The 26788-nt window shown below is 56.9% G+C and carries 28 protein-coding genes and 1 other RNA gene; 17 read left to right on the top strand and 12 right to left on the bottom strand.

The features are described 5' to 3' along the window. Positions 1-6: 6 nt before the first annotated feature. From frr to ACR3E6_RS13155, 6 genes are all read right to left on the bottom strand, one after another. Positions 7-570 carry a ribosome recycling factor gene (gene frr, locus ACR3E6_RS13180; RefSeq protein WP_171632603.1) on the bottom strand — a complete coding sequence of 188 codons (564 nt, stop codon included), beginning with the start codon at positions 568-570 and terminating at the stop codon, positions 7-9. Between the two features lie 182 nt (positions 571-752). Further along, on the bottom strand, positions 753-1748 hold the full coding sequence (acuI, locus tag ACR3E6_RS13175; RefSeq protein ID WP_152457920.1) for an acryloyl-CoA reductase: 996 nt from the start codon (positions 1746-1748) through the stop codon (positions 753-755). An 89-nt stretch (positions 1749-1837) separates the two neighbouring features. Beyond that, positions 1838-2941, bottom strand: coding sequence for a dimethylsulfoniopropionate demethylase (locus tag ACR3E6_RS13170; RefSeq protein WP_480487501.1), 1104 nt, complete (start codon positions 2939-2941; stop codon positions 1838-1840). Continuing rightward, entirely contained in the window at positions 2942-3472 is a 531-nt protein-coding gene (locus tag ACR3E6_RS13165) for a DinB family protein (protein ID WP_371732221.1), read from the bottom strand. It lies immediately after the preceding gene. Beyond that, the gene (locus ACR3E6_RS13160; protein WP_152457918.1) at positions 3469-4173 is read right to left on the bottom strand and encodes a DUF1326 domain-containing protein; all 705 of its coding nucleotides are present in this window, start codon (positions 4171-4173) and stop codon (positions 3469-3471) included. Before ACR3E6_RS13160 ends, ACR3E6_RS13165 begins: the two co-directional genes overlap by 4 nt. A gap of 4 nt (positions 4174-4177) precedes the next feature. After that, on the bottom strand, positions 4178-4942 hold the full coding sequence (locus ACR3E6_RS13155) for a DUF2182 domain-containing protein (protein WP_480488144.1): 765 nt from the start codon (positions 4940-4942) through the stop codon (positions 4178-4180). A 115-nt stretch (positions 4943-5057) separates the two neighbouring features. Here ACR3E6_RS13155 and ACR3E6_RS13150 point away from each other — a divergent pair, with 115 nt between their 5' ends. The 10 genes from ACR3E6_RS13150 (at position 5058) to ACR3E6_RS13105 (ending at position 12707) form a co-directional block, all read left to right on the top strand. Continuing rightward, a complete protein-coding gene (locus ACR3E6_RS13150) occupies positions 5058-5789 on the top strand; it encodes a FadR/GntR family transcriptional regulator (RefSeq protein WP_171723319.1) in 732 nt (243 codons plus the stop codon). 117 nt (positions 5790-5906) lie between these two features. Next, entirely contained in the window at positions 5907-7307 is a 1401-nt protein-coding gene (locus ACR3E6_RS13145) for a selenium-binding protein SBP56-related protein (RefSeq protein WP_480487499.1), read from the top strand. A 13-nt stretch (positions 7308-7320) separates the two neighbouring features. Further along, positions 7321-7974 carry a hypothetical protein gene (locus ACR3E6_RS13140; RefSeq protein ID WP_171231674.1) on the top strand — a complete coding sequence of 218 codons (654 nt, stop codon included), beginning with the start codon at positions 7321-7323 and terminating at the stop codon, positions 7972-7974. A 59-nt stretch (positions 7975-8033) separates the two neighbouring features. Then, the gene (locus ACR3E6_RS13135; RefSeq protein ID WP_480487497.1) at positions 8034-8684 is read left to right on the top strand and encodes a TenA family protein; all 651 of its coding nucleotides are present in this window, start codon (positions 8034-8036) and stop codon (positions 8682-8684) included. Positions 8685-8701: 17 nt separating this feature from the next. Next, entirely contained in the window at positions 8702-9064 is a 363-nt protein-coding gene (locus ACR3E6_RS13130) for a DUF4345 family protein (protein ID WP_480487495.1), read from the top strand. 36 nt (positions 9065-9100) lie between these two features. Then, positions 9101-9448: a transfer-messenger RNA gene (ssrA, locus tag ACR3E6_RS13125) on the top strand. Between the two features lie 101 nt (positions 9449-9549). Beyond that, complete coding sequence (locus ACR3E6_RS13120; RefSeq protein WP_171632620.1) at positions 9550-9981, top strand: ester cyclase; 432 nt, start codon at positions 9550-9552, stop codon at positions 9979-9981. 125 nt (positions 9982-10106) lie between these two features. Then, entirely contained in the window at positions 10107-10922 is an 816-nt protein-coding gene (locus ACR3E6_RS13115; RefSeq protein WP_480487493.1) for a chromate resistance protein ChrB domain-containing protein, read from the top strand. Then, positions 10919-12172 (top strand): chromate efflux transporter, encoded by a 1254-nt coding sequence (gene chrA / locus ACR3E6_RS13110; RefSeq protein WP_171632627.1) that lies wholly within the window; start codon positions 10919-10921, stop codon positions 12170-12172. Before ACR3E6_RS13115 ends, chrA begins: the two co-directional genes overlap by 4 nt. Before the next feature lie 76 nt (positions 12173-12248). After that, complete coding sequence (locus ACR3E6_RS13105; protein WP_171168262.1) at positions 12249-12707, top strand: SspB family protein; 459 nt, start codon at positions 12249-12251, stop codon at positions 12705-12707. Positions 12708-12734: 27 nt separating this feature from the next. On the opposite strand, the gene ACR3E6_RS13100 is transcribed toward ACR3E6_RS13105, so the two are convergent. Further along, positions 12735-13298: a hypothetical protein gene (locus ACR3E6_RS13100; RefSeq protein ID WP_171632634.1), complete on the bottom strand. Its 564-nt coding sequence runs from the start codon at positions 13296-13298 to the stop codon at positions 12735-12737. 205 nt (positions 13299-13503) lie between these two features. Here ACR3E6_RS13100 and fumC point away from each other — a divergent pair, with 205 nt between their 5' ends. From fumC to ACR3E6_RS13080, 4 genes are read left to right on the top strand one after another with little or no spacing between them, the layout of a single operon-like run. After that, positions 13504-14898 (top strand): class II fumarate hydratase, encoded by a 1395-nt coding sequence (fumC, locus tag ACR3E6_RS13095; RefSeq protein ID WP_480487491.1) that lies wholly within the window; start codon positions 13504-13506, stop codon positions 14896-14898. Next, positions 14898-15074 (top strand): DUF4169 family protein, encoded by a 177-nt coding sequence (locus ACR3E6_RS13090; RefSeq protein ID WP_171231680.1) that lies wholly within the window; start codon positions 14898-14900, stop codon positions 15072-15074. Before fumC ends, ACR3E6_RS13090 begins: the two co-directional genes overlap by 1 nt. Next, positions 15071-15292, top strand: coding sequence for a ribbon-helix-helix domain-containing protein (locus ACR3E6_RS13085; protein WP_152457905.1), 222 nt, complete (start codon positions 15071-15073; stop codon positions 15290-15292). Before ACR3E6_RS13090 ends, ACR3E6_RS13085 begins: the two co-directional genes overlap by 4 nt. 58 nt (positions 15293-15350) lie before the next feature. After that, positions 15351-15953 (top strand): DNA-3-methyladenine glycosylase I, encoded by a 603-nt coding sequence (locus ACR3E6_RS13080; protein WP_480487489.1) that lies wholly within the window; start codon positions 15351-15353, stop codon positions 15951-15953. Between the two features lie 4 nt (positions 15954-15957). Here the strand turns inward: ACR3E6_RS13080 and ACR3E6_RS13075 are convergent, their stop codons facing one another. The 4 genes from ACR3E6_RS13075 to ACR3E6_RS13060 all read right to left on the bottom strand — a co-directional run bounded on the left by ACR3E6_RS13075 (position 15958) and on the right by ACR3E6_RS13060 (position 20282). Next, positions 15958-16839 carry a fructose bisphosphate aldolase gene (locus tag ACR3E6_RS13075; RefSeq protein WP_171723325.1) on the bottom strand — a complete coding sequence of 294 codons (882 nt, stop codon included), beginning with the start codon at positions 16837-16839 and terminating at the stop codon, positions 15958-15960. A gap of 73 nt (positions 16840-16912) precedes the next feature. Continuing rightward, positions 16913-18262: a cytochrome P450 gene (locus ACR3E6_RS13070; RefSeq protein WP_480488142.1), complete on the bottom strand. Its 1350-nt coding sequence runs from the start codon at positions 18260-18262 to the stop codon at positions 16913-16915. Between the two features lie 2 nt (positions 18263-18264). Next, positions 18265-19467, bottom strand: a complete 1203-nt coding sequence (locus ACR3E6_RS13065; RefSeq protein WP_480487487.1) for a hypothetical protein — start codon at positions 19465-19467, stop codon at positions 18265-18267. A gap of 62 nt (positions 19468-19529) precedes the next feature. Further along, positions 19530-20282 carry a cytochrome c biogenesis CcdA family protein gene (locus ACR3E6_RS13060; RefSeq protein ID WP_171723327.1) on the bottom strand — a complete coding sequence of 251 codons (753 nt, stop codon included), beginning with the start codon at positions 20280-20282 and terminating at the stop codon, positions 19530-19532. A 106-nt stretch (positions 20283-20388) separates the two neighbouring features. Here ACR3E6_RS13060 and ACR3E6_RS13055 point away from each other — a divergent pair, with 106 nt between their 5' ends. From ACR3E6_RS13055 to ACR3E6_RS13045, 3 genes are all read left to right on the top strand, one after another. Then, positions 20389-20622, top strand: coding sequence for a sulfurtransferase TusA family protein (locus ACR3E6_RS13055; RefSeq protein ID WP_171632649.1), 234 nt, complete (start codon positions 20389-20391; stop codon positions 20620-20622). 651 nt (positions 20623-21273) lie between these two features. Continuing rightward, positions 21274-22497, top strand: a complete 1224-nt coding sequence (locus ACR3E6_RS13050; RefSeq protein WP_480487485.1) for a hypothetical protein — start codon at positions 21274-21276, stop codon at positions 22495-22497. A 100-nt stretch (positions 22498-22597) separates the two neighbouring features. Next, positions 22598-23476, top strand: a complete 879-nt coding sequence (locus tag ACR3E6_RS13045; protein ID WP_480487483.1) for a hypothetical protein — start codon at positions 22598-22600, stop codon at positions 23474-23476. A gap of 93 nt (positions 23477-23569) precedes the next feature. Here the strand turns inward: ACR3E6_RS13045 and ACR3E6_RS13040 are convergent, their stop codons facing one another. Next, on the bottom strand, positions 23570-26440 hold the full coding sequence (locus ACR3E6_RS13040; RefSeq protein ID WP_480487481.1) for an Rne/Rng family ribonuclease: 2871 nt from the start codon (positions 26438-26440) through the stop codon (positions 23570-23572). Positions 26441-26788 lie beyond the last annotated feature (348 nt).

Raw genomic sequence — 26788 nt, 5'->3', positions numbered from 1 at the left:
TTCGGCTCAGACCTGCATGATTTCGGCTTGCTTGGTTTCGAGCGCAGCATCCACGGCCTTGATCATCTCATCCGTCATGTCCTGAACTTCGCTTTCCCAAAGCTTCTGGTCATCTTCCGACATGCCGTCCGCCTTGGCCTTCTTGATCTGATCCATGCCATCGCGACGCACGTTGCGGATCGCAATGCGCGCGTTTTCCGCGTACTGACCGGCGACCTTGCTCAGCTCGCGGCGGCGTTCTTCGTTCAACTCGGGAATCGGCAGCATTATGATGGTTCCGTTCAATTGCGGATTGATACCAAGGCCGCTTTCGCGGATGGCCTTTTCCACCTTACCCACCAGTGACTTGTCCCAGACGTTAACAGTGACCATACGCGGTTCGGGCACGTTCACGGTGCCCACCTGGTTGATCGGTGTCATCGAGCCGTAAGCGTCAACCATGACAGGTTCCAGCATCGAGGCCGAAGCACGCCCTGTTCGCAATGATGCAAATTCGGTTTTCAGATTGGCCATTGCGCCATCCATGCGGCGCTGCAGATCATTGGTGTCCAGTTCGAAGTCGTCAGACATTCTGCTCACTCCCCGTCTTCAGGTACTCTTTGGATGGGTCTTACGCCATCGCAATTGGGATGTATAGCAATCATGATCGGGAATTGTATCAATGGCCAGAGGTGTTGCGACCAATTTGGACAAACATCGTTTTCCGGAACCTGGCCGAGTTTCTTCGGCCAGGTTGCTTTCATGGGTCAGCCTCAGGCGTTCACATCCACCACGACGCGGCCCTTGACCTGACCTTTCAGAATGTCGGCGCCCAGTTGCGGCAGATCGGACAGACCGGCCGGTTGAACCATCGCCTCAAGCTTGTCCATCGGCAGATCCGTGGCGATCCGTTTCCATGCGCGCACCCTGTTGTCATAGGGCTGCATCACGCTGTCGATGCCCAAAAGGTTCACGCCGCGCAGCAGGAACGGAATCACCGTCGCAGGCAAAGCAGCCCCCCCTGCCAAACCTACCGCAGCAACAGAGCATCCGTATTTCATCTGGCCCAGAACGCGTGCCAGCATGGCGCCGCCCACAGCGTCAACGCAGCCCGCCCATGTTTCGCTTTCCAGAGGGCGTTTTGTGGTCTCGTTCAGGTCGTCGCGCGGCACGATGGTCGTCGCTCCAAGTGATTTCAGATAGTCACCGGTTTCGGGCCGTCCGGTGACCGCAGCGACCTCATAGCCCAAATTGCCAAGAATGGCCGTGGCCACCGACCCGACGCCGCCCGCGGCCCCGGTTACCAATACCGGTCCACGATCCGGGGTCAGCCCATGATCCTCCAGCGCCATGACCGCCAGCATCGCGGTAAACCCGGCAGTGCCCACTGCCATTGCCTGACGCGTTGTCAGCCCATCGGGCAGCGGCACCAGCCAATCGGCCCGCGCGTTGGCTTTTTGCGAATAGCCGCCCCAATGTGCCTCACCAACGCGCCATCCGGTCAGAACAACCTTGTCTCCGGGTTTGTAGCGGTCATCCGATGAGGCCTCGACCGTGCCGGCGTAGTCAATGCCGGGGACATGCGGATAGGCCCGCACCAGCCCGCCCCCTTTCGGAGACAGGCACAGGCCGTCCTTGTAGTTCACCGTAGAATATTCGACCGCAACCGTGACATCACCATGCGGCAGGTCATCCACCGACAATTGTTTGATCGAGCCGGTGGCAAGTCCGCTCTCTTCATCCTTGTCCATCACAAGTGCATTGAACATTTGTCATTCCTTTCGTGTTCAGCGACCAGCCCATGTCGTCAACTGGTTCAAAATTTCCCGAGGTCGACGCGGCAGCGTCCTTGATTCTGCTAGATCCAGAAATGCGATTGCACGGTCGCGCGGCGCATCCCGGCCGGTGTTTCCACTTCCAGTTCCGTCCCGGCATCCCAATGGCTCAGGCGCACCATACCGATCGCCACATTGGTTTCAAAATCCGGAGACCAGGCCGCTGATGTCACCTGCCCCACGCGCTTGCCGCTTGCAAACAGGTCCCAGGGACGATCGCAGCCCGGTACAGGCTCACCGGCTATGGCGATTGGCCGGATTTGCTGCACCGGCCCTTCCTTGGCGACACGCAACAGAGCATCCCGACCGATACAGCCAATCGCGGTATGCGTGTTGCAGAACTTTCCCAGACCGCATTCATGCGGGGTATTGTCGTCGGTCATGTCGTTCCCATAGGACAACAGCCCGCCCTCAATGCGTTCGATCAGGTTCGGGCAGCCCGCGCGCACGTTCAGGTCTTCGCCGGCGGCAAACAGGGCGTTCCACAAAGGCATGCCGATATCGCCACCTTCAACGTATATCTCGAAACCACCCTGTTTCGAATAACCGGATCGCGCGACGGCCAGATCGCGCCCCTCGAACTCGAACATGTCAAATTTAAAGAAACGGATGTCGCGCACTCGGTCCCCGAAGACACGCGCCATCAGCTCGTCCGCCCTTGGGCCCTGAACGGCAAGCGGCGACACGTCCGGTTCATCCACCAGCACATCCAGACGGTACCCAACGGCGATACCCTTGACCCACAGCAACAGATCACTGTCGGCAATCGAGATCCACCATCGGTCTTCGGACAACTTCACCGCCACCGGGTCGTTCAGCATGCCGCCGGTTTCGTCAACGATCGGCACATAGAAACATTGCCCCGGCAGCATACCGCGCAGATCGCGCGGGGTCAGCATCTGCATCAGACGCGCAGCATCAGGGCCACGCAATTCAACCTGCCGCTCGCACGACACATCCCAGACCTGCACATGGGTCTTAAGATGCCGGTAATCGGCTTCAACACTTTCAAAAACCGTCGGCAACAACATACGGTTGTAGACCGTATAGCCCTTGACCCCGGCAGCTTCGACTCCTTCAGAGAACGGAGTGCGCCGCAAGCGGCGTGAGGCGGAAATCTGCGGCATTCATACCTCCTGCGGCATAAAGACGATATCACTGACAGGCGCTTCCGAGCCCGTCTCGGTCAGCATTTTGTGCACTTGCCCCCTGTGATGGGTCTGATGATTGAAGAAATGGATCACGCACAGCGCGTAAGGCATTGTGACATCAGCCTCTTTTGCGGCGGAATACCACGTGAACGAGCCGGTCAGCGGATCATCCCCCAGCCCTTCTGCCCAGTTCAGGATACGCGCATCGATCTTTTCGCGTAACGCCAACCAGCTTTGCAGGTCCGGGCACAGGTATACGCTTTCATGGATACCCCCGCCCGCCTTGTGAATATTGCCATCTGGCCCGTCGCGCTTTTCGAAACGCGACATCCACATCCAGTCACCCCACAGCAGATGGTTCACCGTGCCCATAATCGAGCCAAAGAATGCTCCGCGTTCAAGGGTCAGTTCCTTCGGTGTCAGAGATTGCAAAAACTCTGCCAACTGATTGTTCTGCCAGCGATTGTAACGCGCCATTTCCTGCGCATACCCGCCCGTGATCATCATTTGGGCCCGTGCCAGTCGATCGGGCAGATTTCAGCGGACTTGCCGCCAAAGTCCCAGACCCGGCCATAGTCTCGCACCTTCGATTTGGTGCCACGCGCCACGATGATGTCAGGTCCCATCCAGTATTTGGAATTTGAGACCATCACCGGATGCTCCGGGTCCTTGCCCGCAAGCATCTCGATCTCTCCCTGTATCTTGCGACCAATCGCGATCCGACGTTTGTTTCCGTCGCGCTCGATCTGGACCGGCGCCCGTTCCGCACCGATGATCTCGCTGACCAGCATGGTAAACAGACCGGTCGTGCCGCCCGCCTGACCGCTGAAGATTTGCAACAATCCGTTGTAAGCCTTGCCGCTTGCGCGCTCGTCGACATAAGCGGCGACTTTCCACTGGCCTTCCCCCATCCGGCCCGGAATATCGACCAGCAAGCCGACATTCAGACCCGACAGATCCTCGCCTTCATAGTGGCCTTCATCAACGATGATGCCCATCCAAGCATGGCAGTGACCTTCCGTAGGGGGATGTGCGCCCAGCGACACCACGCAGGGGCAAAACACGTCACATGAACAGTTCAGGATCAGTTCACCCTTGATGGCCCATTCCGTCGGACTCATCTCTCGCCGCTTGGGATTGGGCATGCGGCTGTCGATACGCTGACTGACGGGCAGCCGATCGGCATCTGGTTTTCTGTTTTTAGCCATTGGCTTATCCTCCGTAGCTAATTGGATACACGAGCAGGACGATACCGCCCGCAATCAACACAAACCCCATTGGACGGGTCACGGCGTGCCCGATCTGAGGAAGTTTCTCCAAAACCATGAACAGGGTCGCGAGCCCCATCCACAACAGGCTCATGACACCGCCTACAAAGCCGAGTGCCATGAAGCCCCAGCAACAGCCGACGCAAAAGGCGCCAAGACCCAGGCCCATGCGCACGCCACCTGCAAAACCGGTTCTCCAATGTCCCAGGAAATAGGTCATCGGGGCATGGCAGACACCGTGGCACACCTCTTTGGCGCGGGAAAACTGAAAGGCGCCCACGGCAATCATCAAGCCGCCCGCGACCCATCCGGATTTGGCAATTCCCAGCATATCGACAACACCGCCAAACAGCAGAACCAACTGAATTCCTGCGATCACGGCCGCAAACCCGACCCAGACGATGGAATACCCGGCCAGAACCCCCAGCCAGCCGGCGCGGCTGCCATTTGCGCTGCGGATCAGGTCATCGTAACTGCGCAGGGTCGGGATCAGGGTCGGCAGCATCATGGCCGCCATCATGATCGCCCACATTGAAAACAGCGGCCCGAACTCGGCCATGGGCATGTACATGTCCATGCGCGGATCCATCGCGGCCATCGCCTGCCCCATCGGCCCCGGACGGCCGATCAGATCAAGGCCCATGTCCCGGCTCATCGAGAACATGACCCACCACGCCCACAAGATCAGAACATAAAAGCCCAGCCACATTCCGCTGCGCAGCCACGTACGACTCACTTCGGCCTCCCGACTCAACTCCCTTGCTTTTCAAATGTCAGACTTTTAAATGTCAGACAAATAAAAATTTGCCCAAGGTCGTCTGAAGATGAAAACCGCGCCCCGGAAAACCGCAGACCTGTCTGCCCAGATCGCCCAGGCCATTCGGGATGCGATCGTATCGGGTGAACTGATCGTGGACGCGCGCCTGCCGTCCGAAGCCGAGCTGTCGGATCAGTTCCAGGTCTCTCGCCCGACCGTGCGTGAGGCATTGAAACGGCTGGCCGCGCAATCCTTGATCCGCACACAACGCGGCGCTTCCGGCGGGGCGTTCGTGAATCGCCTGAGCTTTGAGGATGCCTATTCTCAGCAAGTCACGACTTCGACATTGCTGCTGTCGATGAATGCGGTCAGCTTCGATACCGCATGCGAGGCGCGATATGCCCTGGAAAGGGCCTGTGCGCCTTTGTCAGCGCAGCGGCGCACGGCAGATCACCTGGCGACCATGCGGGCAGAAATATTCCGCCAGTCCCAACCGGGCCTGACGGACGAGGCATTTTGCGCCTCGGACGTGACTTTCCATCGCGCGCTGGTGGATGGGGCTGGCAACCCGGTCCTGTCCTATCAGCTGGCGGGCGCCGTGGAAGCGATGCAACCGCTGATGAACATGATCACATTCACGGCGCGATCCCGCGAAGAGATCATCGGACTGCACAGCAGAATAGTGGACGCGCTTGAGGCAAAAGACGCAGACACCGTAGACTCCGCACTTGTTGATCTGGAACATTACACACGACGGCTGGCCCATGACGTGGCCGAAAGCAAACGTAAACCGACCTGAGGGCCGCATTCGAAACAAGATCAGAACAAGGGGCAAAAAAGCGGGCAGATTTTCATCCGGCGCCAAGATCGGAACTTTCAATATGAATTGAAGTTCAATGACTTACGGGAGGACGTTATGAACCAAAGACCGGACCCAAGTTTTTATCCATCCGCGAAACTTGCGATGGAGGGCCCCGCTGAGACGCTTGCATTCACGCTGATGCTCAGCCCTGACTTTTCTCAACCCGACGGGCTGGCGGTTGTGAATGTCGATCCAAGCTCGGACGATTTCGGAAAGATCGTGCATCAGGTGATCATGCCCGAAAAGGGCGACGAATTTCACCATTTTGGCTGGAACGCCTGTTCTTCTTCCCTGTCGCCGCTGAGCGGTCATGCGTTTCTGGAGCGGCGCTATCTGATCATCCCGGGCATCCGGTCCAGCCGGATTTATGTCATTGACGTGAAGAACCCGCTTGAGGCCAAGATTCACAAGATCATCGAACCCGAAGAAGTCTTTGCAAAGACAGGGTATTCCCGTCCGCACACGATCCATTGCGGGCCCGAGGGCATCTATGTCAGCACCCTTGGTGGCGGCGGCCCCGACGGCACAGATGGCCCTCCGGGCATATTCATCATGGATTGCGAGACCTTCGATATCATCGGGCGCTATGAGATCGAGCGCGGCGTGCAGGACAAGCATTATGATTTCTGGTGGAACCTGCCGCGTGACTACATGGTCAGTTCCGAATGGGGCCTGCCGCCGCAATTCGAAAACGGGCTGGTGGCCGAGGATCTGTTGTCCAACAAGTACGGCCACCGCATCCATTTCTGGAACCTTCGGAACCGGACGAATATTCAAACCATCGATCTGGGCGAAAACCATCAGATGGCCCTGGAAATCCGCCCCGCGCATGATCCCGTAAAACAATTCGGGTTCTGCGGCGTTGTCGTCGATACGACCAACCTGCAAGGGGCGATCTTCACCTGGTGGCGCAATGATGACGGCACGTTCGAAGCCAAGAAGACCATAACAATCGATCCGCAACCCGCTGATCCTGATGATCTTCCTGACCTTCTGAAGGGCTTCTCTGCCGTTCCGCCGCTGGTCACTGATATCGACCTGAGCCTGGACGACAAGTACCTCTATGTCGCGTGCTGGGGAACCGGCGAGATGCATCAATACGATGTATCCGACCCGATGAACCCAACCCTGGCAGGCAAGGTCGAGATCGGCGGAATCGTCAAAAAGACAAAGCATCCAAATGGTCAAACCTTTGGCTATGGTCCACAGATGGTCGAAATCAGCCGCGACGGCAAACGCGTCTATTGGACCAATTCGCTTTATTCCACGTGGGACGATCAGTTCTACCCCGAGGAAGGTGGTGCGGCCATGGTCAAGGCTGATGTCGGCGAGAATGGTGGTCTGACATTGGATCCGAAGTTCTGGGTAGAGTTTCCCAAGGGCTATCGCAGCCACCAGATACGGTTGGAGGGCGGAGACTGTTCAACCGACAGCTTCTGCTATCCGTCGGTCTGAGTTGGAATTATTGATGTCATCAACGGCTGGCCTGTGGCTGGCCGTTGTTCTGAGCGGAGCCTATCACGGCCTGAACCCCGGCATGGGCTGGCCGCTGGCGGTGTCTTCGGCTCTGATGGAACAACGCCAATCCGCGCTTTGGGGTGCACTCGCGGCTTTGGCTGGCGGGCATTTCGTGGCCATGCTTGGCGTACTTCTTCCTTTTGCCCTGATGGCCGTACTGGTCGATTATCAGAATGAAATCCGCATCGGCGCGGCTCTGGTCGTGATTGGCATGGGCCTGTACATCGCGATAACCCGCCGTCATCCCCGCTTTCTTTCGCGGATCCCGCCAAGCAGGCTAGCGCTGTGGTCTTTTCTTGTGGCGCTTGCCCACGGGGCTGCCCTGATGCTGGTTCCAATCTATCTGGGCCTGTGTGCCGTGGATGAACTGGACGCGGGCCATCAAGCGATTTCTCAGATCATGACCACGAACACCCTTTTGGTTCTGGGCGTCGCCGCGCTGCATACGGCCGCCATGGTTCTGGGTGGCGGGTTTTTGGCCTTTGCGGTCTATCGTTGGCTTGGTCTGCAATTCCTGTCGCGCAGTTGGTTCAACCTGGAGCTCATCTGGGCCCTGAGCCTCATTCTGGTCGGTGGTCTGGGTCTTTGGTCCGCCCTTGGCTGACCTTGTACTTTGTTTTGAAACGCGCTTTGTCTGCATCGAAACAAAACTGGAGCTTCCGAATGCAGGACCAAACCCGCCCAACCGAAGTGCTGCGTCAGGGCAAAATCGACGACTGGACGGCCGCCACAACCCATGCTTTCACCCGCGAGTTGTCTGACGGCACCCTGCCCGAGAACAAGATGCGCTGGTATCTGCAACAGGATTATCAGTTCGTCGACGGTTTCGTGCGTCTTTTGGCCAGCGCCATCGCGCATGCGCCGACCCTTGCTGACAGCGTACCGGCCGCGCAGTTTCTGGCGGTGATCACAGGCCCCGAGAACACCTATTTCCTGCGCGCGATGGACGCTTTGGGCACTGAGCCCAGCACCGAGCCCGCGCCTGCCACGCGGGCGTTTCAAGATCTGATGGCCGAAGCCGCAGCCTCTGGCCGTTATCAGAACATGCTGGCGGTACTCGTCGTGGCGGAATGGGTTTATCTGAGCTGGGCCAGCCCAGAAAACCCGCCCAAAAACGGCTTGCCGTTCTGGTTTGCAGAATGGATCACGCTACATGCGGGCGAAGGGTTCGAAAGCGTCGTGGAGTATCTGCGCAGTCAGTTGGATAACGTCTGGCCGACGCTGGATGCGGCCGAACAGGCCGAGGTCACGCGACTGTTCCATCGCGCTGTCGAACTGGAACGTGATTTCTTTGACGCCGCCTACGCGGCCTGAACCATAAGGGGGCCGGAATGGTCGCAACTCTGAACGTCATCGCGGCATTGCTGACCATCGGGTTCGGCGCATTCGGGTTTCTGGCGCCGGCCCACACCGCGTCGGCCCTGGATCTGGCCCCGACCAACAGCACGATGGGGTTGTCCGAGATGCGCGCCTCGGTCGGTGGTTTGTTTGTTGTGACGGGGATCGCCGTTATCTGGCTGAACAACCCAATGGCCTATGTCATGCTGGGCATTGTCTATTCCGGTGCGGCGCTGGGCCGGTTTGTGTCAGTCGCGCTGGACAATCCCCCCTTGGCCAAGGCGTTGATCTTTGGGGGAATCGAACTGGTTCTGGCCGTCTGGCTCATCGCTGCAAACTTCAACAATGCCACCTAACAGATTGGAAATGTTAAACACGGCTGAGTTCATTCTGAGTTTGCATCCACCCATCACCTCACCTATATAAGAATCGTCCTTCGGGACTATGGACATAAACGCGCTCGTAATAAGCGGATCGGACCCGGGGGCGGTACCCGGCGGCTCCACCAACCATCCTTCGTTTGGGGATTTTGGGGCCGAAACAGGATCGACGAACGTCTAAAGGGGTTAGCTTTGTCTCGGCTGTCTGCCACCGTTACCGGCGAAAACAGTACAATTGCAAACGACAATCGTGCTCCGGTTGCAGTTGCTGCGTAAGCAGTAGCAAGACCGAAACTTAAGCCCTTGCGCCTAGCCGCGTAAGGCGGGGTTCGCAGGTACCTGGCAACAGAAACCTGCATTAATCCCCCACATGTCTGATTTTATTCACCCGTCCCTTGGCAGATTCAGAGTTTATTCATTCCTTTTTGCCATCTTGCCAGCACTTGGACAGGAGAACTGGGATGACGAATTCAGAGATACTCAGAAAGTGGTACTCCGAAGTTTGGGAAAATGGAAACACCGAAGCAATTGATCAGTTCTTTGCACCCGAAACGATGGCCGAGGGGCTGATTCCGGAAATGCAGGTCGGTGCGGACGATTTTCGGGATCTGGTCATGGCGTTCCGCCATATTCTGGGGGACATCAAGGTCGAATTGCCCAAGATCATCGAAAACGGCGACTGGGTGTCTGCCATTCTGCATGTTCGTACTTTTCGGGCTGACAATGGCGCGCCACTGGAAGTCACGGGCCAGGTCATGGCGCGGTTCAAGGCCGAAAAGATGGTTGAAGCCTACAACCATTTTGACTTCATCTCGTTTTTTGAAGAGCTGGGCCAGTTTCCATCGGACACCCTGCCCGTATGCATGACCGGGCAACGCCTGGACTGGGCGTGAACCCAAAGCAATCTTGACCCCCATGACCCTTGCGCGCTAGCAAGTGCCATGGGGTAAGATTGCGAACGCCCCGTGAGGCGACAGCCCAAGTTTCGCATGTATCCGCGGTCACAAGGAAACATGCCATGGCATCGCCCAACTCTATTTCTCCCAAACAACTCCTGCGTCTGATTGGTACTCCGAATGCGCCCGTTCTATTCGACGTCTGCCTGAATGACGATTTTGAAGAAGATCCCTATCTGATCCCCGCATCAATCCGGCACCCGGCCACGGATCTTCAGGGGCTTTTGTGCAAGATCTCGGGCCGTTCGGCCGTAATTATCTGTCAAAAAGGCAAAAAGCTGAGCCAGGGCGTTGTCTCCTGGTTGCGCGGCGAAGGGCATCAAGCCGAATATCTGGAAGGTGGAATGCATGCCTGGCGCGACATGGCCGATGCACCACGTGTGCCCGCAACACGCATTCCTGATCGAATTGGTGGCCATACGCTGTGGGTCACACGTCACCGACCCAAGATCGACAGAATCGCATGTCCCTGGCTGATACGCAGGTTTGTTGATCCCGACGCCAAGTTCCTCTTTGTGGCACCCGGCGAAGTCGAAAGCGTTGCGACTGTTTTCGGGGCGTCACCTTTTGATATCGAGAACACGTTCTGGAGCCACCGAGGCGACAATTGCACGTTTGACACAATGTTGGATGAATTCGAGCTTCACTCCCCTGCGCTGGACCGGTTGGCGACGGTCATCCGGGCAGCGGACACGAACCGGCACGCGCTTGCACCCGAAGCGGCGGGATTGTTGGCGGTGTCTGTCGGGCTTTCAAGGCAGTACCGCGATGACCATGAAAACCTGAAAGCCGGGATGAACCTTTACGACGCAATGTATCGCTGGGCGCGCGATGGGTTTGACGAAAGCCATGACTGGCCCACCGGGCGAACGTCATGACACCGACACTGGCCGAGATTTTCAAGGTCTTTGGCAGGATCGGTCTGCTGTCTTTCGGCGGTCCTGCGGCTCAGATTTCCTTGATGCATCAGGAATTGGTCGAACGCCGACCCTGGCTGGATGAACAGACTTACCTGCGCGCCCTGTCTCTGTGCATGTTGCTGCCGGGCCCCGAGGCGATGCAGCTGGCAACCTATGCGGGGTGGCGCCTGCGCGGCGTTGCCGGCGGGCTGATTGCCGGCAGCTTGTTCGTGTTGCCCGGCGCGTTGGTGATTGCGGTTCTGGTCGCGCTCTATTCAGTATTTGGCGATGTTCCCTTAGTGCAGTCGGCCTTCACGGGCATCAAGGCAACCGTCATCGTCATCGTTTTGCAGGCGCTCCGCAATCTTTCGCGCAAGGCATTGAATGATCGCGAGCATCGAACAATCGCAATCCTGTCCTTCCTGGCCATTTTTCTGCTGAACCTTCCTTTTCCGGCGATCATATTCGTTGCCGCAGCTTGGGGGTACGTGACCTTCAAAGGACCCGTAGAAACTCCCACGCGAGAAGGAACACCACATCTGGCGCGGTCTCTGCGAACGATTGCTGTCTGGTTGCCCCTTTGGTTGGGCCCGCTCGTTACTCTGAGCGTCACAGGCCATCAACTGCTGAGCGATCTGGGGTGGTTTTTTGCCCGACTCGCCGTTGTGACCTTTGGCGGCGCATATGCCGTATTGGCCTATATGACCCAAACGGTTGTCGACCAGTACCACTGGATCAGCACGGATCAGATGATTGATGGGCTGGGTCTGGCGGAAACGACTCCGGGGCCGCTCATACTTGTCACACAGTTTGTCGCCATGCTGACCGGGCAACTGACCGGCGGGTTCACGCTGGCGCTTGCAGCCGGTGCGGTTGCATTGTGGGCGACGTTCGTTCCGTGCTTTCTTTGGATTTTTCTTGCGGCCCCATATCTTGACCGTCTGGCTGCGCGTCCTCGCCTGTCCGCGGCCCTTCATGGAATCACCGCGGCCGTCGTCGGAGTGATTCTCAACCTTTCCGTGTGGTTCGCCCTGAATGTTCTTTTCGAATCGGTGTCTGAAAAATCATGGGGTCCTCTGGCAATCCCCATGCCGCAGATTTCCGCGTTGAATTTTACCGCATTCGGTCTAACTATCCTTGCTGGGGCCTTGATTTTTCGACTGAAATTAGGGATGGGAACCGTGCTTGCCCTGATGTCGATTGCCGGCCTGGCTGCACACAATATCTGATCAATCCGGTCGTACCCGCCCTTTCGTTTCCGAACAAAACCCCTATGCTGAGCATAACCACTTTTGAGGATCACACATGTCGCAAGGCATCGACTATGGAAACCTGATGCACACCGCCATGCGCGGCTTGATCAAAACAGTGCTGAAGGACGTTTCTGAAACCGGTTTACCCGGGGCGCATCACTTTTTCATCACGTTCGACACACGTGAAGATGGTGTGGAAATCGCCGACTGGCTGCGTGAACGCTATCCCGAAGAAATGACCATCGTCATGCAGCACTGGTTCGAGAACCTCGAAGTCGGTGACCTCGGCTTTGGCATCACTTTGAACTTTGGCGACGCCCCGGAACCGCTGTACGTCCCCTATTCCGCAATCAAGACGTTTGTGGACCCGTCCGTGGAATTCGGCCTTCGCTTTGAAAGCCCGGAAGACGAAATCGAAGAAGATCAGATCATCGAAGACGACATCGAAGTCGAAGAAGAAGAAATACATCACGATGCGGATATCGTGTCACTGGACAGCTTTCGGAAGTGAACCTTCAAACCCCGCCCGGCGCGGGGTTTATCGTTTCATCAGGAAAGTCTCGACCGATCGTGATTTTTGACCATCTATGAATCGTGAAAACGCGAGGTTCAGCCCGCCCTGAGCAAGCGTGCGGTCGAATTGCTGCAACTCATATCCTCCGTCCTCGTCAATGAACAAAGAAAACACGGTCAGTGTTTCGCCGACGATGCGGCCCCATACAAATGGCTCGCCCTTCATCGGGTCCAACGGGACTTCGTGACCAAAAACATTGCGTTTCATCGCCGCCGAAAACACATCCGGTCGATCCGACGGAACAAAATCAATCGAGAACTTCTGTTCCTTTACGCGTCCATCCAACTTGTATGTCGTCGTCCGCCAACTGACGTTGAAACCGTTCTTGGTCTCGAAGATGGAAACGCTCATGTCGCGGGGCGTTGTCGTGCCATCCGCGTCCACAACTTCGGCTGAACCGATATAATCTCCTGTGAACGGTGTAATGTCTGCCGCGCGGGCCGCTGCGCTCAGAACCGACAGCCACAAAGCGCAAACTGCAAGTATCGCGACTGCTTTTCCAAGCGTAAGGCGATGGAAATCTGGCATTTTGTCCTCCATGGCGTCTATTGCTCCATTGTAGCCCAGCGGTATCGGCAAACAATGCACATTCCCCGCCTATAACGACTAAAGTGACGCACCCCGCGCCTATACCTTTGACGCCCTTAAGTTTAAGGTGCGCGCAACTGGCCGATTGCGTCACGGCGTGGCTGCGGCTAAACGGCATACAACTGCATACCAGACGGAGTGACCGATGTCTCAAACCCGCACAGAATCCGACAGCTTTGGCCCGCTCGAGGTTCCTGCCGACAAGTATTGGGGCGCACAGACGCAGCGCTCGATCATGAATTTTCCCATCGGCTGGGAAAAACAGCCGGTCGCCATCGTGCGCGCGCTGGGCGTGATCAAGAAAGCCTGCGCCATGGAAAACAAGGCAACGGGCAAGCTGGACGCAAAGATAGCAGATGCGATCATTCAGGCCGCAGGCGAGGTGATCGAGGGCAAGTTCGACGACAACTTTCCGTTGGTCGTGTGGCAGACGGGTTCGGGCACCCAGTCGAACATGAATGCGAACGAGGTCATCGCCAACCGAGCCATCGAGATTCTGGGCGGCAAGATCGGTTCCAAAGACCCGGTACACCCGAATGACCACTGCAACATGGGGCAATCGTCGAACGATACTTTCCCAACCGCCATGCATATCGCAACAGCGATGAGCGTACGCGACGTCCTGCTTCCCGGCCTTGAAAAACTGGCGTCCGGGCTCGAGCAGAAGGCCGGGGAGTTCAAGGACATCATCAAGATCGGCCGAACCCATACGCAGGATGCGACACCGCTGACCTTGGGTCAGGAGTTCAGTGGCTATGCCCACCAGATTCGTCAGGGAATCGCACGCGTACATGCGGCGATGCCGGGGATTTATGAACTGGCCCAGGGCGGAACGGCCGTTGGCACCGGCCTGAACACCCAGCACGGCTGGGACAAAGCGGTCGCAGGGCATATGGCCCAGATCACTGACCTGCCCTTCATGACGGCGCCGAACAAGTTCGAAGCGCTGGCCGCGCATGATGCCATGGTCTTCCTTTCGGGCGCTTTGGCGACGATTGCCGGCAGCTGCTACAAGATCGCAAACGACATTCGTTTCCTGGGCTCCGGGCCTCGTTCCGGCCTGGGTGAGCTGATTCTGCCGGAAAATGAGCCCGGCTCGTCGATCATGCCCGGCAAGGTAAACCCGACGCAGGCCGAAGCGCTGACGCAGGTCGCCGCGCATGTGATGGGCAACAACGCGGCGATGAATTTTGCCGGGTCGCAAGGGCATTTCGAATTGAACGTCTACAATCCGATGATGTCCTACAACCTGCTGCAATCGATCCAGCTGTTGGGGGATGCCACCGACAGCTTTACCGAGCGGATGCTGATGGGCATCAAAGCGAACGAGCCGCGCATCGACAAGCTGATGAAGGAATCGCTGATGCTGGTCACGGCGCTTGCCCCTACCATCGGTTATGACAATGCGACCACCGTTGCGAAAACCGCCCACAAGAACGGTACCACGCTCAAGGAAGAAGCCATCGCGCTGGGCTTTGTGGACGAAGCGACCTTTGACGCTGTCGTCCGCCCCGAACAGATGATCGGCCCAAAAGACTGATGGGCAAGCCGGTCAATCTGAACCGGTATCGAAAGGAAAAAGCGCGGGCCGAAAGAAAGGCCCGCGCTGACCGGAACGCCGTCGCATTTGGGCGTACAAAAGCTGAAAAAGAAGTCGTGAAGCTTCAACAGAAAAAACAAAAGCGCGACCTCGACAATCATGAGCTGGACGAATGAGCGGCCGTCCTGTCAAACGCTCTCTGACCCTGAAAGGACACCGAACTTCGGTATCACTCGAGGATGAATTCTGGCGTGCTTTTCGCGAAATCGCTCAGGAACAAGGTAAGCCAATCAATGTCTTGGCGGCTGAAATTGATGTGGCCCGCGACCCGGAAACGGGTCTTGCATCGGCCATACGCGTCTTTGTGCTGAACTGGTTCCGCAACCCTGATTGAGACTTGTCACGCCCTCGCCTGGACGTGTAACGTGAGTTGGAACAAAAAGGGCACAACCATGAGCGACACCATTACCGGGCCGGATGGGCAGCAAAGATGCGCATGGTGTCAGGCCGCGCCCGAATTCTTTGAATATCATGACAATGAATGGGGTTACCCTGTCGGCGACGACCAACGGCTGTTTGAAAAACTGTGCCTCGAGAGCTTTCAGTCAGGCCTCAGCTGGCGAACGATCCTGAACAAGCGCGAAAACTTCAGGAAGGCTTTTTGCGGGTTTGATTTCAACAAGATGGCCACGTTTTCTGATGCCGATGTGGAACGCCTGCTACAGGATTCCGGGATCATCCGTCATCGCGGCAAGATTGAAGCGGTGATCAACAATGCGCGTTGCGCGCAGGACCTTGTGGCGGCCGAAGGATCTCTGGCGGCCTATGTCTGGCGTTACGAGGCTGAAACACCTCCGCCTCCGCAAACGGCGTCCACATCGCCCGAGTCGGTGGCCATGTCGAAAGATCTCAAGAAACGGGGATGGAAGTTTGTTGGCCCTACAACCGTGTTTGCGTTCATGCAGGCCATGGGGCTGGTCAATGATCATGCCGAGACCTGCATCGGCAGAAAAAAAGCGGCGCAGTTGCGCCGCTCTTTCGTCAAACCTGTCTGACGGATCAGACCGAGGCTTTGAAAATCTTGTCGATGTTGGCACCCAGGGCCGCGTTGAATTCGGCATCTGACTGCTGCTTCGACAGACCTTCGGTCAAGGCCCGCGAGAAGGATGCGATCATCTTGCCGTTCCGGCCCAACAGATCACAGGCTTCTTCCGTCGAATAACCGCCCGACAGGGCCACAACGCGCAAGACCCGCGGGTGGTCAGCCAGCGCGTCATACAGGTTTGCCTGTGTCGGGATCGTCAGCTTCAGCATCACTTCCTGGCCTTCGGCCAGTTGATCGAGGTTATTGAGAATTTCAGCCTTCAGAATGTCTTCCGCCTCGGCCTTGGTTTCCGAATGGATGTTCACTTCGGGTTCCACGATCGGAACCATACCGGCATCGGTGACTTCGCGGGCGACGTCGAACTGTTGCGCAACCACCGCCGCGATGCCGTCGGCATTCGCTTCGTGAATGACCGAGCGTTCCTTGGTGCCGAACACACCATCGGCCTTGGCCAGGGTCTCGGCCAGACCGGGGATCGGTTTCATCATCTGAACGCCATTTGCCTGTTCTTCCAAGCCTTTGTCGATCTTCAGGAAAGGCACGATACCTTTGACCGACCACAGGTAATCGGCAACCTTGCGGCCTTCGATCTCTTCGCCCAGGGTACGTTCGAACAGGATTGCACCAATCACTTTGTCCTTTGTGAAATCGTCGGCCAGAATGATGCGGGCACGCATCTTCTGGATTTCACCGAACATCTCTTCGTCTGAGTTGTAGTCGGATGCCTCGACACCATACAACGCAAGCGCTTTCGGGGTTGATCCGCCGCTTTGATCCAGTGCCGCGATAAAGCCCGTGCCGTTGATCATCTGCGCGCGCTGTTCTGCTTTGGACATATTGTTTTCCCGTTCAATGATGATTCCGATGTTCTTCCCCGCATACAACAGGGCGTGAACCGATGGTAGGTTGTTAGCGCTCAAACAGGCGTAACCATATGCCATCTTTGGATCGAACCGTCAGGTGAGCGACCGGAACAGGTGTTTTTCCCGGGATTGTTTCGAACCGGTAGCAGCGCAAGAGCATTGACAGGATCAGCGGCCCTTCGACCATTGCAAACCCTGCCCCGGTGCACACTCGGGGGCCTGCTGAGAACGGGATGTAAGCGTCGCGCTGGCACCGCTTGCCGTTTTCCGTGCCCCAACGGCTGGGATCAAAACCGTCCGGATCGTCCCACAAACGCGCCTGACGGTGCAAATGCCACGGGCTGATCACGATCTGCGCGCCAACCGGAACATCCCGGTTACGGAACCGTTCGGGGCACGTGGTCTCGCGGACCATCATGGGCACCGGAGGATAAAGGCGCAACGCTTCACGGAACACATCCCGGCTGATCCGAAGTTTTGAAACAGAGGCAAATGAAGGATCATCCAGAACGGCGGCCTCCTCTGCAACCTTCTGCTGCCATTCCGGGTAAAGGGCCATCAGGTACAGCGTCCAAGCCAAGGCTGACGCGCTGGTTTCATGCCCGGCAAGAAAAAAGATCGCCACCTGATCAACCATTTCCTCGGGGTCGAAGAATTGCCCGGTTTCGGGATCAGCCGTCGTCATGATCTTGGTCGCAAGATCATCAGGTGCCGTTCCGTCCTTGATGGCCTTTGCGCGTGTTCTGGTCAGTTCGGCAATCAGCGCCCTGATATCCCGCGCGTTTTGTTTGGTCGCCCCGGAATGAAACCGGGGCAGCCGCTTTGGCAAGGGAACAAAAGCCGCCAGATTCAGCAAAGGTTGCGCGCGTTGATAGGCCCGGAACTTTTCGAACACCTGGCTGGCGATAGCGTTGTCGATAGGAACGGAAAACAGGGTGCGAAATATCACATCCGCCGCCGCATGGCTTGTCTGCTCTTCGAATTCGAGCTCCCCTCCGACATGAGGCCGCAGCCGTTTCACACACGCCTCGGCAGCGGCCAGCATGGCCGGGAATGTATCCTTCAGGCGCCCCCCTTCGAACGCGGGATCGATAATCCGCCGCTGTCGTTTCCAGGTTTCGCCATTGGTCAGAAACACCGAATTGCCAAGCAACGGGCGCAGGCCTTCGCCGATCCTGCCGGACTTGGGGAAATCGTCAGCCCGTTTCTTGAGGACGGTTTGAACCAGTTCCGGTTGATTGATCAGAAACGACCGGAAGAACGGGGTTTTGAATTCTGCCATCCACGCGCGATACAGCCGGGCTGGCTGGGCCGACAGCAGGTCATGTCTGAACAGTTTTACATAGCGCAGCAACGAAACTTTCTCGGGGCGCGGGTCTGGCTTGGGCGGGGTCATGGTCATGGCTGTACCGAGGTGAACTTGGAGACAGGCGTCTCGATGCGGCTGCGCGAAGCCTCACGATCCGCAAACCTTTGCCCCAACGTCAACAGGCCAGCCGTTATCCGGAAATAATCGTAACTTTCCGGCTTGTCGAAGGCGCAAAGATACTGAAAATGAAGGCGAAAAAACCGCCATCGCAAAGCCTTCCAGCGTTCCGGAGACAAGGTTTGCGAAAAAGCCGCTGACAGGACCAGCGGCCAGCGTTTATCAGCATCGGCCACCCCTGTGACCGCAACCGGATCGCAAAGCGCAAAGGCGCAGCCATCACCGGGGGCCGAGACATCGATCCAGCTGAGCTCGGACCGTGTGGACAGGAAATGCAGATCGGACCGCAAATCGTGTGCCTGGGGCAGAAACGAGACCATGGGAACCACCTGTCCCAGGCTGAGAAACGACAGCACCGCGCGTTGCTCGTGCACTTTCGTTTTTCGGATCAGCTCGGCCAGAACAGACACCCCCAGATGCGCGCCCGAGCTGTGGCCAACGACCAGCACTTCATCCACATCGGAATTCAGCGCCTCTTGGATCGCTTCACGAAACGAAGACAACCTGTCCCGCAGCTCGACCGGCATTTGCCCGCTCAACTGCGCTGAATAGGCGTAATCATGCATAAGGTAATACGCAAACAACCGGTTATCGACCTTGCGAAACCACAGCAGTAACGCGACGGCGATGGCCGCTCCGGGGAATATCCCCCACCAACCTGCCATGGCTATGCACGCCCATGCCAACGCAAGCGCGATCAGCAGCTGAGACACCAACATCGCCACAGGATACAACGCGGCGATCACCGGGCCCTTGCGCAATCGCATCAGACGCCACAACGTACCGGTTGACATGTAAATCCACGCCGTGCGGGCCAATTGCCAATAGGTCGCCGGGATCGAGGCCGACATGCTGTCGCGCACGATGTCGGACCAGACCAGAACCTCGAATTCCGCTTCAACAGTCAGGCCATCTTGTTCCGAGGTCACACGCCAACCAAAACGCCCGTCCGTTGTCTTTGGGGATATGGCGATCTCGTACCCCGAGATCCGGGCCTGATTCTGCGATTCACTGCGATACAGCTCGCGATATCGCCGGGGCGGCATCGGATCATAGCCGGGTATATAGAACACCCGACGTCTGCGCACCTGCGGCTGATTAGTGTGACTGCTCATGCCCTTACCTTCTGATGCGCAGGTTAACGCAGGCTTGCAGCCAAGGTAAGAGGGTCAGTTGATCATCCGAAATTTGCCAGCGCCGGAAAAGTCTCCAGCAACCACCAGCTGAAGCGGGTGAAAAGCCCGGTTATCAGCATGATGCCCACAAACAACAACAGCCCGCCCATGATCTTTTCGATCGTGCCCATATACGGTTTGATCCGGTTCATCACGGTCATGGAGCGATTCAGGAACATGGCTGCCAACAAGAACGGAATACCCAAACCCGCAGCGTAGACCCCCAGCAGAAACGTGCCACGCGCGACCGACGCTTCGTTCGCCGCCAGTGACAGGATCGCACCCAGTTGAGGACCAATGCAGGGGGTCCAGCCAAATGCGAAAGCCAGGCCAAGGATGTAAGCGCCAAAGACCGACCCACCGGAATCACCGGTTTCAATCCGTGCTTCGCGATCCAGAAAAGGAATCCGGAAAACATTCAGAAAGTGAAGGCCAAAGACGATGACAACGGCACCGGATAGCTTGGCGAACAGAACCTGATTTTGCAGCACAAACGCGCCAAAGGCCGATGCGGTAAAGCCAAGCAGCAGAAACACGGTCGACAGGCCCATGACAAAGAACAGCGCCGACAGGGTCGCCTTGCGCCGCGCACGGGCCTCGTCCTGCATCTCATGTATGGTAACGCCGCTCATATACGCCAGATAAGGCGGTACGATTGGCAATACGCAAGGCGACAGAAAGCTGATCAGGCCACCCAGAAGCGCGACCAACATGGCGGGCAGCAGTCCCGCGTCTATGATTTCGATTCCGAACATGTTTCTGCACATATGTGATGAAGAGCAATCCGTCACGGGGCCAAACAGTCACATCCTCGTGCTCGGAATCTGGACAATATTACAACTTCGCCCTATCCCGAAAATCATGTCAGAGATTACAGATACCCTGGACGCTTTGGGCCTGTTGTGCCCCTTGCCCGTCCTGAAAGCCCGCAAACGATTGAAATCCATGCCCGAGGGTGCCGTTCTGCGGGTGCTGGCCGATGATCCTGCGGCCATCGTGGATGTTCCGCATTTTTGTGCTGAGGCCGGGCATACACTGCTTTCCCAGAACACTGACGGCGCACATCAGATCTATCTGATCAAAAAATCCGGCTGACCTTCGTTGCAGGTCAAAAAAGGCGGGCCGATCAGCCCCAGCCCTTTTCAGTAAATGATGCAAAATAAAATTTCGGTTGGCCAGTTTCTGGCCAATCTACTCCCACAATAATAAGAAAAAACCGGAACAACCGGGAGAAAATCAGTGGGAAGCCTCTCGAAAAATTCTTCGAGTGAGCCTCGCAGAAGATTGCCTTTGCCATCCTTCGGCATCGACATCAATTTCTGCAGGAATCCTTAGTGTAGTCTCTTCAGAGAGTCGCCGGATCCTTATGATAACAGAGGGAAAAACGGTGCCAAAGTCAAACCAAACTTTCCACGCGGCAAGGTCAGCGGTTCAGGCGACGAAAAGACATACATCTGCGGAGCATGCGGAAAATCCTCAATCCTGAAAAGCAATAGGGCCATTGTCGAAGAATATCGCCGCCTGCGGGCGAAGTTTCGCCCCGAGCCCCCGCGGGATGCATGCACAAATGGCGAATGCACGAACCGCGGCAAGTCAGCAGCAGAACATCCGAAGCTCTATCGCAAGTCTGGCTGGACCGCCAAAGGAGCGCAGCGCTGGAAGTGCAAAGCCTGCCTGACTTCGTTTTCGGTCGGATCACGCATACGCCGCCAGAAGCGCAGCAGCGCGAATAATGCTATTCTGTGGATGATCACCAACGGAACACCAATCTCCAAGATCTGTGATTTCACAGGGCTGTCTGCGCGCGATGTCTATGCGAAGATTGATTTCATCCATGATCGGGTGATTGATATCACCGCCCGTCGAGAAGGCCTCTTCGAACAGGTGGATTGGACCAAAGTCGGCCGACGGTTCGCCACGGATTCCCAGACGCTCCAACTCAATTGGCCAAACAAGAAGACACGCGCGCAAATCGCAGTTCATCACCTATGCACCGCGCATGCCAACACAGGCTACATCATGGCCGCCCATGTTGGCCTAGATCCGGTGATGGAGCTTCCGGACATCGAAGCCCAGATGGTGGCCGCCGGTGATTTCGGCCTTCCTCGCGCCTATCGGCAGCAGGCGCGTGTCTGGTCCGAGACCGAGTTTAAGGCCTATCTGGACAAGATCACCCGGAAAGTCGCCATTCATCCACTGGAAGCTCCAGAGGTGGATCTCGGGCTGCAGCTGCCTCACAGGGGAACACTCGTGCGGCAAGATATTATGCAATTGGCACACGCCTTCATGCTGAGGAAGTTTCTCGGCAAGGGTGATGAGCGGTTCGTGTTCGTCCTGGATGCAGATCCGGGCCTGGCCCTGTCTTTCACCTCAGCATTTGCGCCCAGGATCACCAATGGGCTGGCGGATATCATCGTGGTGCGCTTCGACAAGAACAAATCAAACGACCAGCGAAACAGCCTCGTCGCGGAAGGCAAGACGGCCCTGGAACTGGCATCCGGCATTAAGTCCAGCACCTGGGCGGCAATGACGGCCTCAGAGGCCGCAGAACAAACCGATCTGGTGGTTGAGGGGCTGCTGGCAACCTATCCGGTAGGAATGCCCTTTGAGTGGCCATTCCATACCAAATCCGAGCCTGGAAGGGAGATCCGGATTCTTACGGATCGACCCAGCACGCCCAACAATCGCCGCGCTCGCCTGATGCGTCTGGCCACGCTCCGGAGCGTCGACTCCTATTTCCACAAGGTGAGATCCAACCTTCGCTTCGCCGCACGCCCGGGGCACACACCAAGCGGCAACGGTCAAACCTGGGACCGCCATTATCTCTACAACCCGGAGACAATGGCGAAGATCATCGAGATCTACAGATTCAGGCACAACTGGATGAGAAGCAGCTCAACCAAGGCAACACCAGCAATGAAGCTGGGGTTGGCGAAAGGGAAGATGTATCCGAGAGATCTTTTTTCATGAATGTGCAACGCAGAGGTTCGGATTGGCTGGAAATCGCCAATATGAAACTTGCAAAGAGGCTCTTAGCCCAACAAATTTAACCATAAAAACAGAGGTATAAATGGACGATTTGAACGAAGCTCATCCCGAAAAAACGCAAGAACACATCATCCCCAGGGTTCAGATTATTGATCCCAAAGTTCTTGCAAATGTTCGGGCTGCGACGGCGCATTGGCGTCAACAGTTCGTCGAGCTTGACAAAACAATGAAGGGTATCCGGCAAAATCTTCAAGTAGATGCCGCGCCAATCAAGCGAGCACTTCAGGGGTTCCTAAAGTTTCAGGCTGATTGGGGTGATTACTTCAAGGAAATCGCCAAAAACAACGAAGCAAAACAAGCCCTGCGGAAAGCTGGCTTACTACCCCACAAGACAACGCCATGGCAGGCCTTCGAAAATGAAGAGCTCGATGCCGTGCCTCGGATCAGCTTTGCGCATTACTCCGAAAACTGGGAAAAAGTTGAAGAACAGATCATTGCTGACTTGGACAACTACCAGATCAGTGCCTCAGCCAAAGAGTCCTTTTACGAAGCCCTTGCGTGCCACAGAAGCGGGCTATACCGACCAGCAGTGCTCACAATGTTGCCAGCTGTCGAGATGGAGTTCCGAAAGGCTTTTGAGCTCAGCGCTGGTAAACATGCCGCCAGCCTGGAAGAGCTACGTGAAGTCATCAAGAATGTGCCCGCTGGGTATGTGCTGAGCCATGTCGCGCCCCTTGATATGTTCAGAGTTCTCGACGAGCATCTGTATGAGCCAGTGAGAACCCAAGAAGCCTTGGAAAAGTTCCAAGCTGATCCGATTCCAAGCAGGCATGCTGCAATTCACGGATTGATCGAATATACTGATGTTGTTCACAGCTTGAACGCGATCATTATTGCCGACTATGTCTTCCTGATGATCAGCCAGATAACAAAATACGCGGAACATCAAGAAGCTGAATGAGCTGTGGGCGCTGCTTGTCAAAGCAGCGCCCATGTTTGCAATAAGATCTGCATCATTTACCGCAAAGGGCTGGCGATCAGCCCGCCTTTTTCGTTAACTTCCCAGCGACCACCAACCGCGACGTTTGGGTTTGGCGGGTACAGGTTCAGGCTCTTCCGCCACGCTTTCAAGCACCGGCTCGGGCGTTGTTTCCGCTGGCCCGTCTTCGGCAGGACCGTCGGTTTCTGAAACGTCAGCGGCTTCTACAGCTTCCGCAGAAGGCTTTTCACCCTCATCCGCTTCTTCAACCGCTTGTGCCGCATCCACACCGTTTGCAGGTTGCTCTTCCGACGGCGGAGCGTCAGCCTGTGCTTCGGCTGGTTCAGCGGCCACCTCAACTTGTTCCGCCACGACCTCTGCGCTTTCGCCCGCGATGCTCTCGCCGGTTTCCTCGGCTGCCGGCTCTTCCGTCACGGCGTCCGCCGTCGTGGCGGATGGCTCTTCAGGCTGATCCGCAACTTCTTCGGCAACCGCATCTTTCTTGCGACGGCGCGGGGCGCGTTTGCGCTTGGGCTTTGCCGGTTTTTCTTCCTCCGAAGCCTCAGCTTCAGCCGGCTCAGCACTTTCGACGTCAGGCGTATCGCTCTCTGCGTCTTCTTGTGCTGGCGCGTCACCCTCTTCTGCGGTCTGCTCCGGCGTATCCCCATTGCCCGCGCCTTTCTTGCGACGACGACGACGGCGCTTGCGCTTGGGCTTTGCCTCTTCTTCGGTCTGAGCGATTTCCTCTTCGGTCTCTTCCGCGTCCGATGAATCGACAAGATCCATCAGCGACGCATCGACAGAAACAACAGGCGCCGTGGCCTCGGGAACAATCCGGCTGGCCGTCTTGAATTTCTCCATCGAGAAGTCCGGGCTGACCAAATGGATATCCCCTTCGATCCTCACCGAAAGCCCATACCGCGCCTCGATCTGGGCAATATGCTCGCGCTTCTGGTTCATCAGGAAGTTGGCGATACTGACCGGGCAGCGCACCAGAACCTCGCGCGAGCGGCGGCGGGTGCCTTCCTCTTCGATCTGACGCAGGATCGACAGCGCCATGTTGTCGTCCGAACGGATCAGGCCGGTGCCGTGGCATGCCGGGCATGGCTGTGTGGTCGCCTCGATCATACCGGGGCGCAGACGCTGACGGCTCATCTCCAGCAGACCAAAACCCGAAATACGACCAACCTGAATGCGGGCGCGGTCGGTTTTCAACTTGTCTTTCAGACGCTTTTCGACAGCAGCGTTGTTCTTGCGCTCGTCCATGTCGATGAAATCGATGACAATCAGACCTGCGAGGTCGCGCAGGCGCAACTGACGTGCAACCTCTTCCGCAGCTTCAAGGTTGGTCTTGAGTGCGGTTTCCTCGATCGAGCCTTCCTTGGTTGCCCGGCCCGAGTTCACGTCGATCGCCACCAGCGCTTCCGTCACGCCGATCACGATATAGCCACCGGATTTCAGCTGTACGGTGGGATTGAACATCCCGGCCAGATAGCTTTCCACCTGATAGCGCGCGAACAGAGGCAGCGCATCTTCGTACCGTTTCACGTTCTTGGCGTGCGACGGCATGATCATCTTCATGAAGTCCTTGGCGATGCGGTACCCGCCCTCACCTTCGACCAAGACTTCGTCGATATCACGGTTGTAAAGATCTCGGATCGACCGTTTGATCAGATCACCTTCTTCATAGATTTTTGCCGGCGCGATGGATTCCAGTGTCAGCGCCCGGATCTGCTCCCACAAACGCTGGAGGTATTCATAGTCGCGCTTGATCTCAGATTTGGTTCGCTTGGCTCCGGCGGTTCGAATGATCAAACCCGCCCCGGTTGGCACATCGATATCCGTTGCGATCTCTTTCAGCTTTTTCCGGTCCGCCGCGTTGGTAATCTTGCGGCTGATGCCACCACCACGTGCGGTATTGGGCATCAGAACGCAATACCGTCCTGCCAGCGAAAGATAGGTCGTAAGCGCAGCACCCTTGTTTCCGCGCTCTTCCTTGACAACCTGCACCAGCAGAACCTGACGTACTTTGATGACTTCCTGTATTTTGTAACGACGCGGGCGCGGTTTGCGCGGCGGACGAATGTCTTCGCTGTCATCATCGTCAGCAACCGATTCAATCGATGCGTCTTTTGATGCAGCGTCTGTACCTTTGGTTTCGTCAACGTCCTCATCAGGGTCTTGTTCATCATCCGCAGCTTCGACAGGTTCTTCTGCTTGCTCGGGCTCGGATTGGGCTTCATCGCCTTCCGATAAAACGTCTTCAACGGCCTCCACCGCCTCTTCGGCCTGATCCTCCGCGTCGTCGTCCGAGACCTCGACAGCCTGTTCAGTTGCTTCCTCGGCAACGTCGTCCAGCGCAGCCTCACCCGAAGCGGTTTCGGTTGCTCCTTCAGTGGCCGCCGCGTCATCGTCAACCGGCTCCTCTACCGGAGTTTCAGCGACGACTTCCATCGGCGACGTTCCTTCCGGAACATCAACATCTGCTTCTTCACCCTCGTCCAGATCGATGGTTTCCATGCCGGTTGGTTCGGTCGAAACCTCCATCGTTTCAACCGGATCATCCGATTTCACGTCAGCAGCCTTCGCACGAGACCGGGTCCGCCGCTTCTTGGATTTGGCCTCCTCAGCCTCATCGCGCGCCTTCATAGCCTCGGCATAGGCGCGCTCTTCCTCCATCAGCGCCTCACGGTCAGCGACAGGGATCTGGTAATAATCCGGGTGAATTTCAGAGAATGCCAGGAAACCATGCCGGTTCCCGCCATAATCCACAAAGGCCGCCTGAAGCGACGGCTCAACCCGCGTTACTTTTGCAAGATAGATGTTGCCGGCAAGCTGGCGTTTGTTTTCGGATTCAAAATCGAACTCCTCGACCTTGTTTCCGTCAACCACCACGACGCGGGTTTCCTCCGCGTGGGTGGCATCGATAAGCATTTTCTTAGCCATTTGTCCTTGGTGCACCGCGCCAAACGCATTGTCCTGACCTGTCCAGGCGGACAGGCGCTTTTGGGGAGGTGTCTTGTCAGGGCGATATCAGACGGAGCGCGGCAGGGTCTGGCGCTGTGGCCCCCTGCCCGTTCTCTCAATCGTTGCGCGCGCGTCATCGCGGTTCTTCTCCGACAGGCGCGTCTGAACGCAGCCTGCCCATTTATTCCTTTCGCCCAGTGATCCCGGGCTCAGGTACTCCACTGCCCGTTGATGGGCATAATCGGTCTGCTGAACCGCGAGGTCTTGACCCTCACCAACGGATCAGCAGCGAAACTCAAAGATTCGGGACTTGCAGGCGTCAAATTC

The sequence above is a fragment of the Ruegeria sp. AL3 genome (assembly GCF_056536065.1).
Note: the sequence above shows the minus strand (reverse complement) of the source record. Positions and strands in the feature narration are given on the sequence as shown.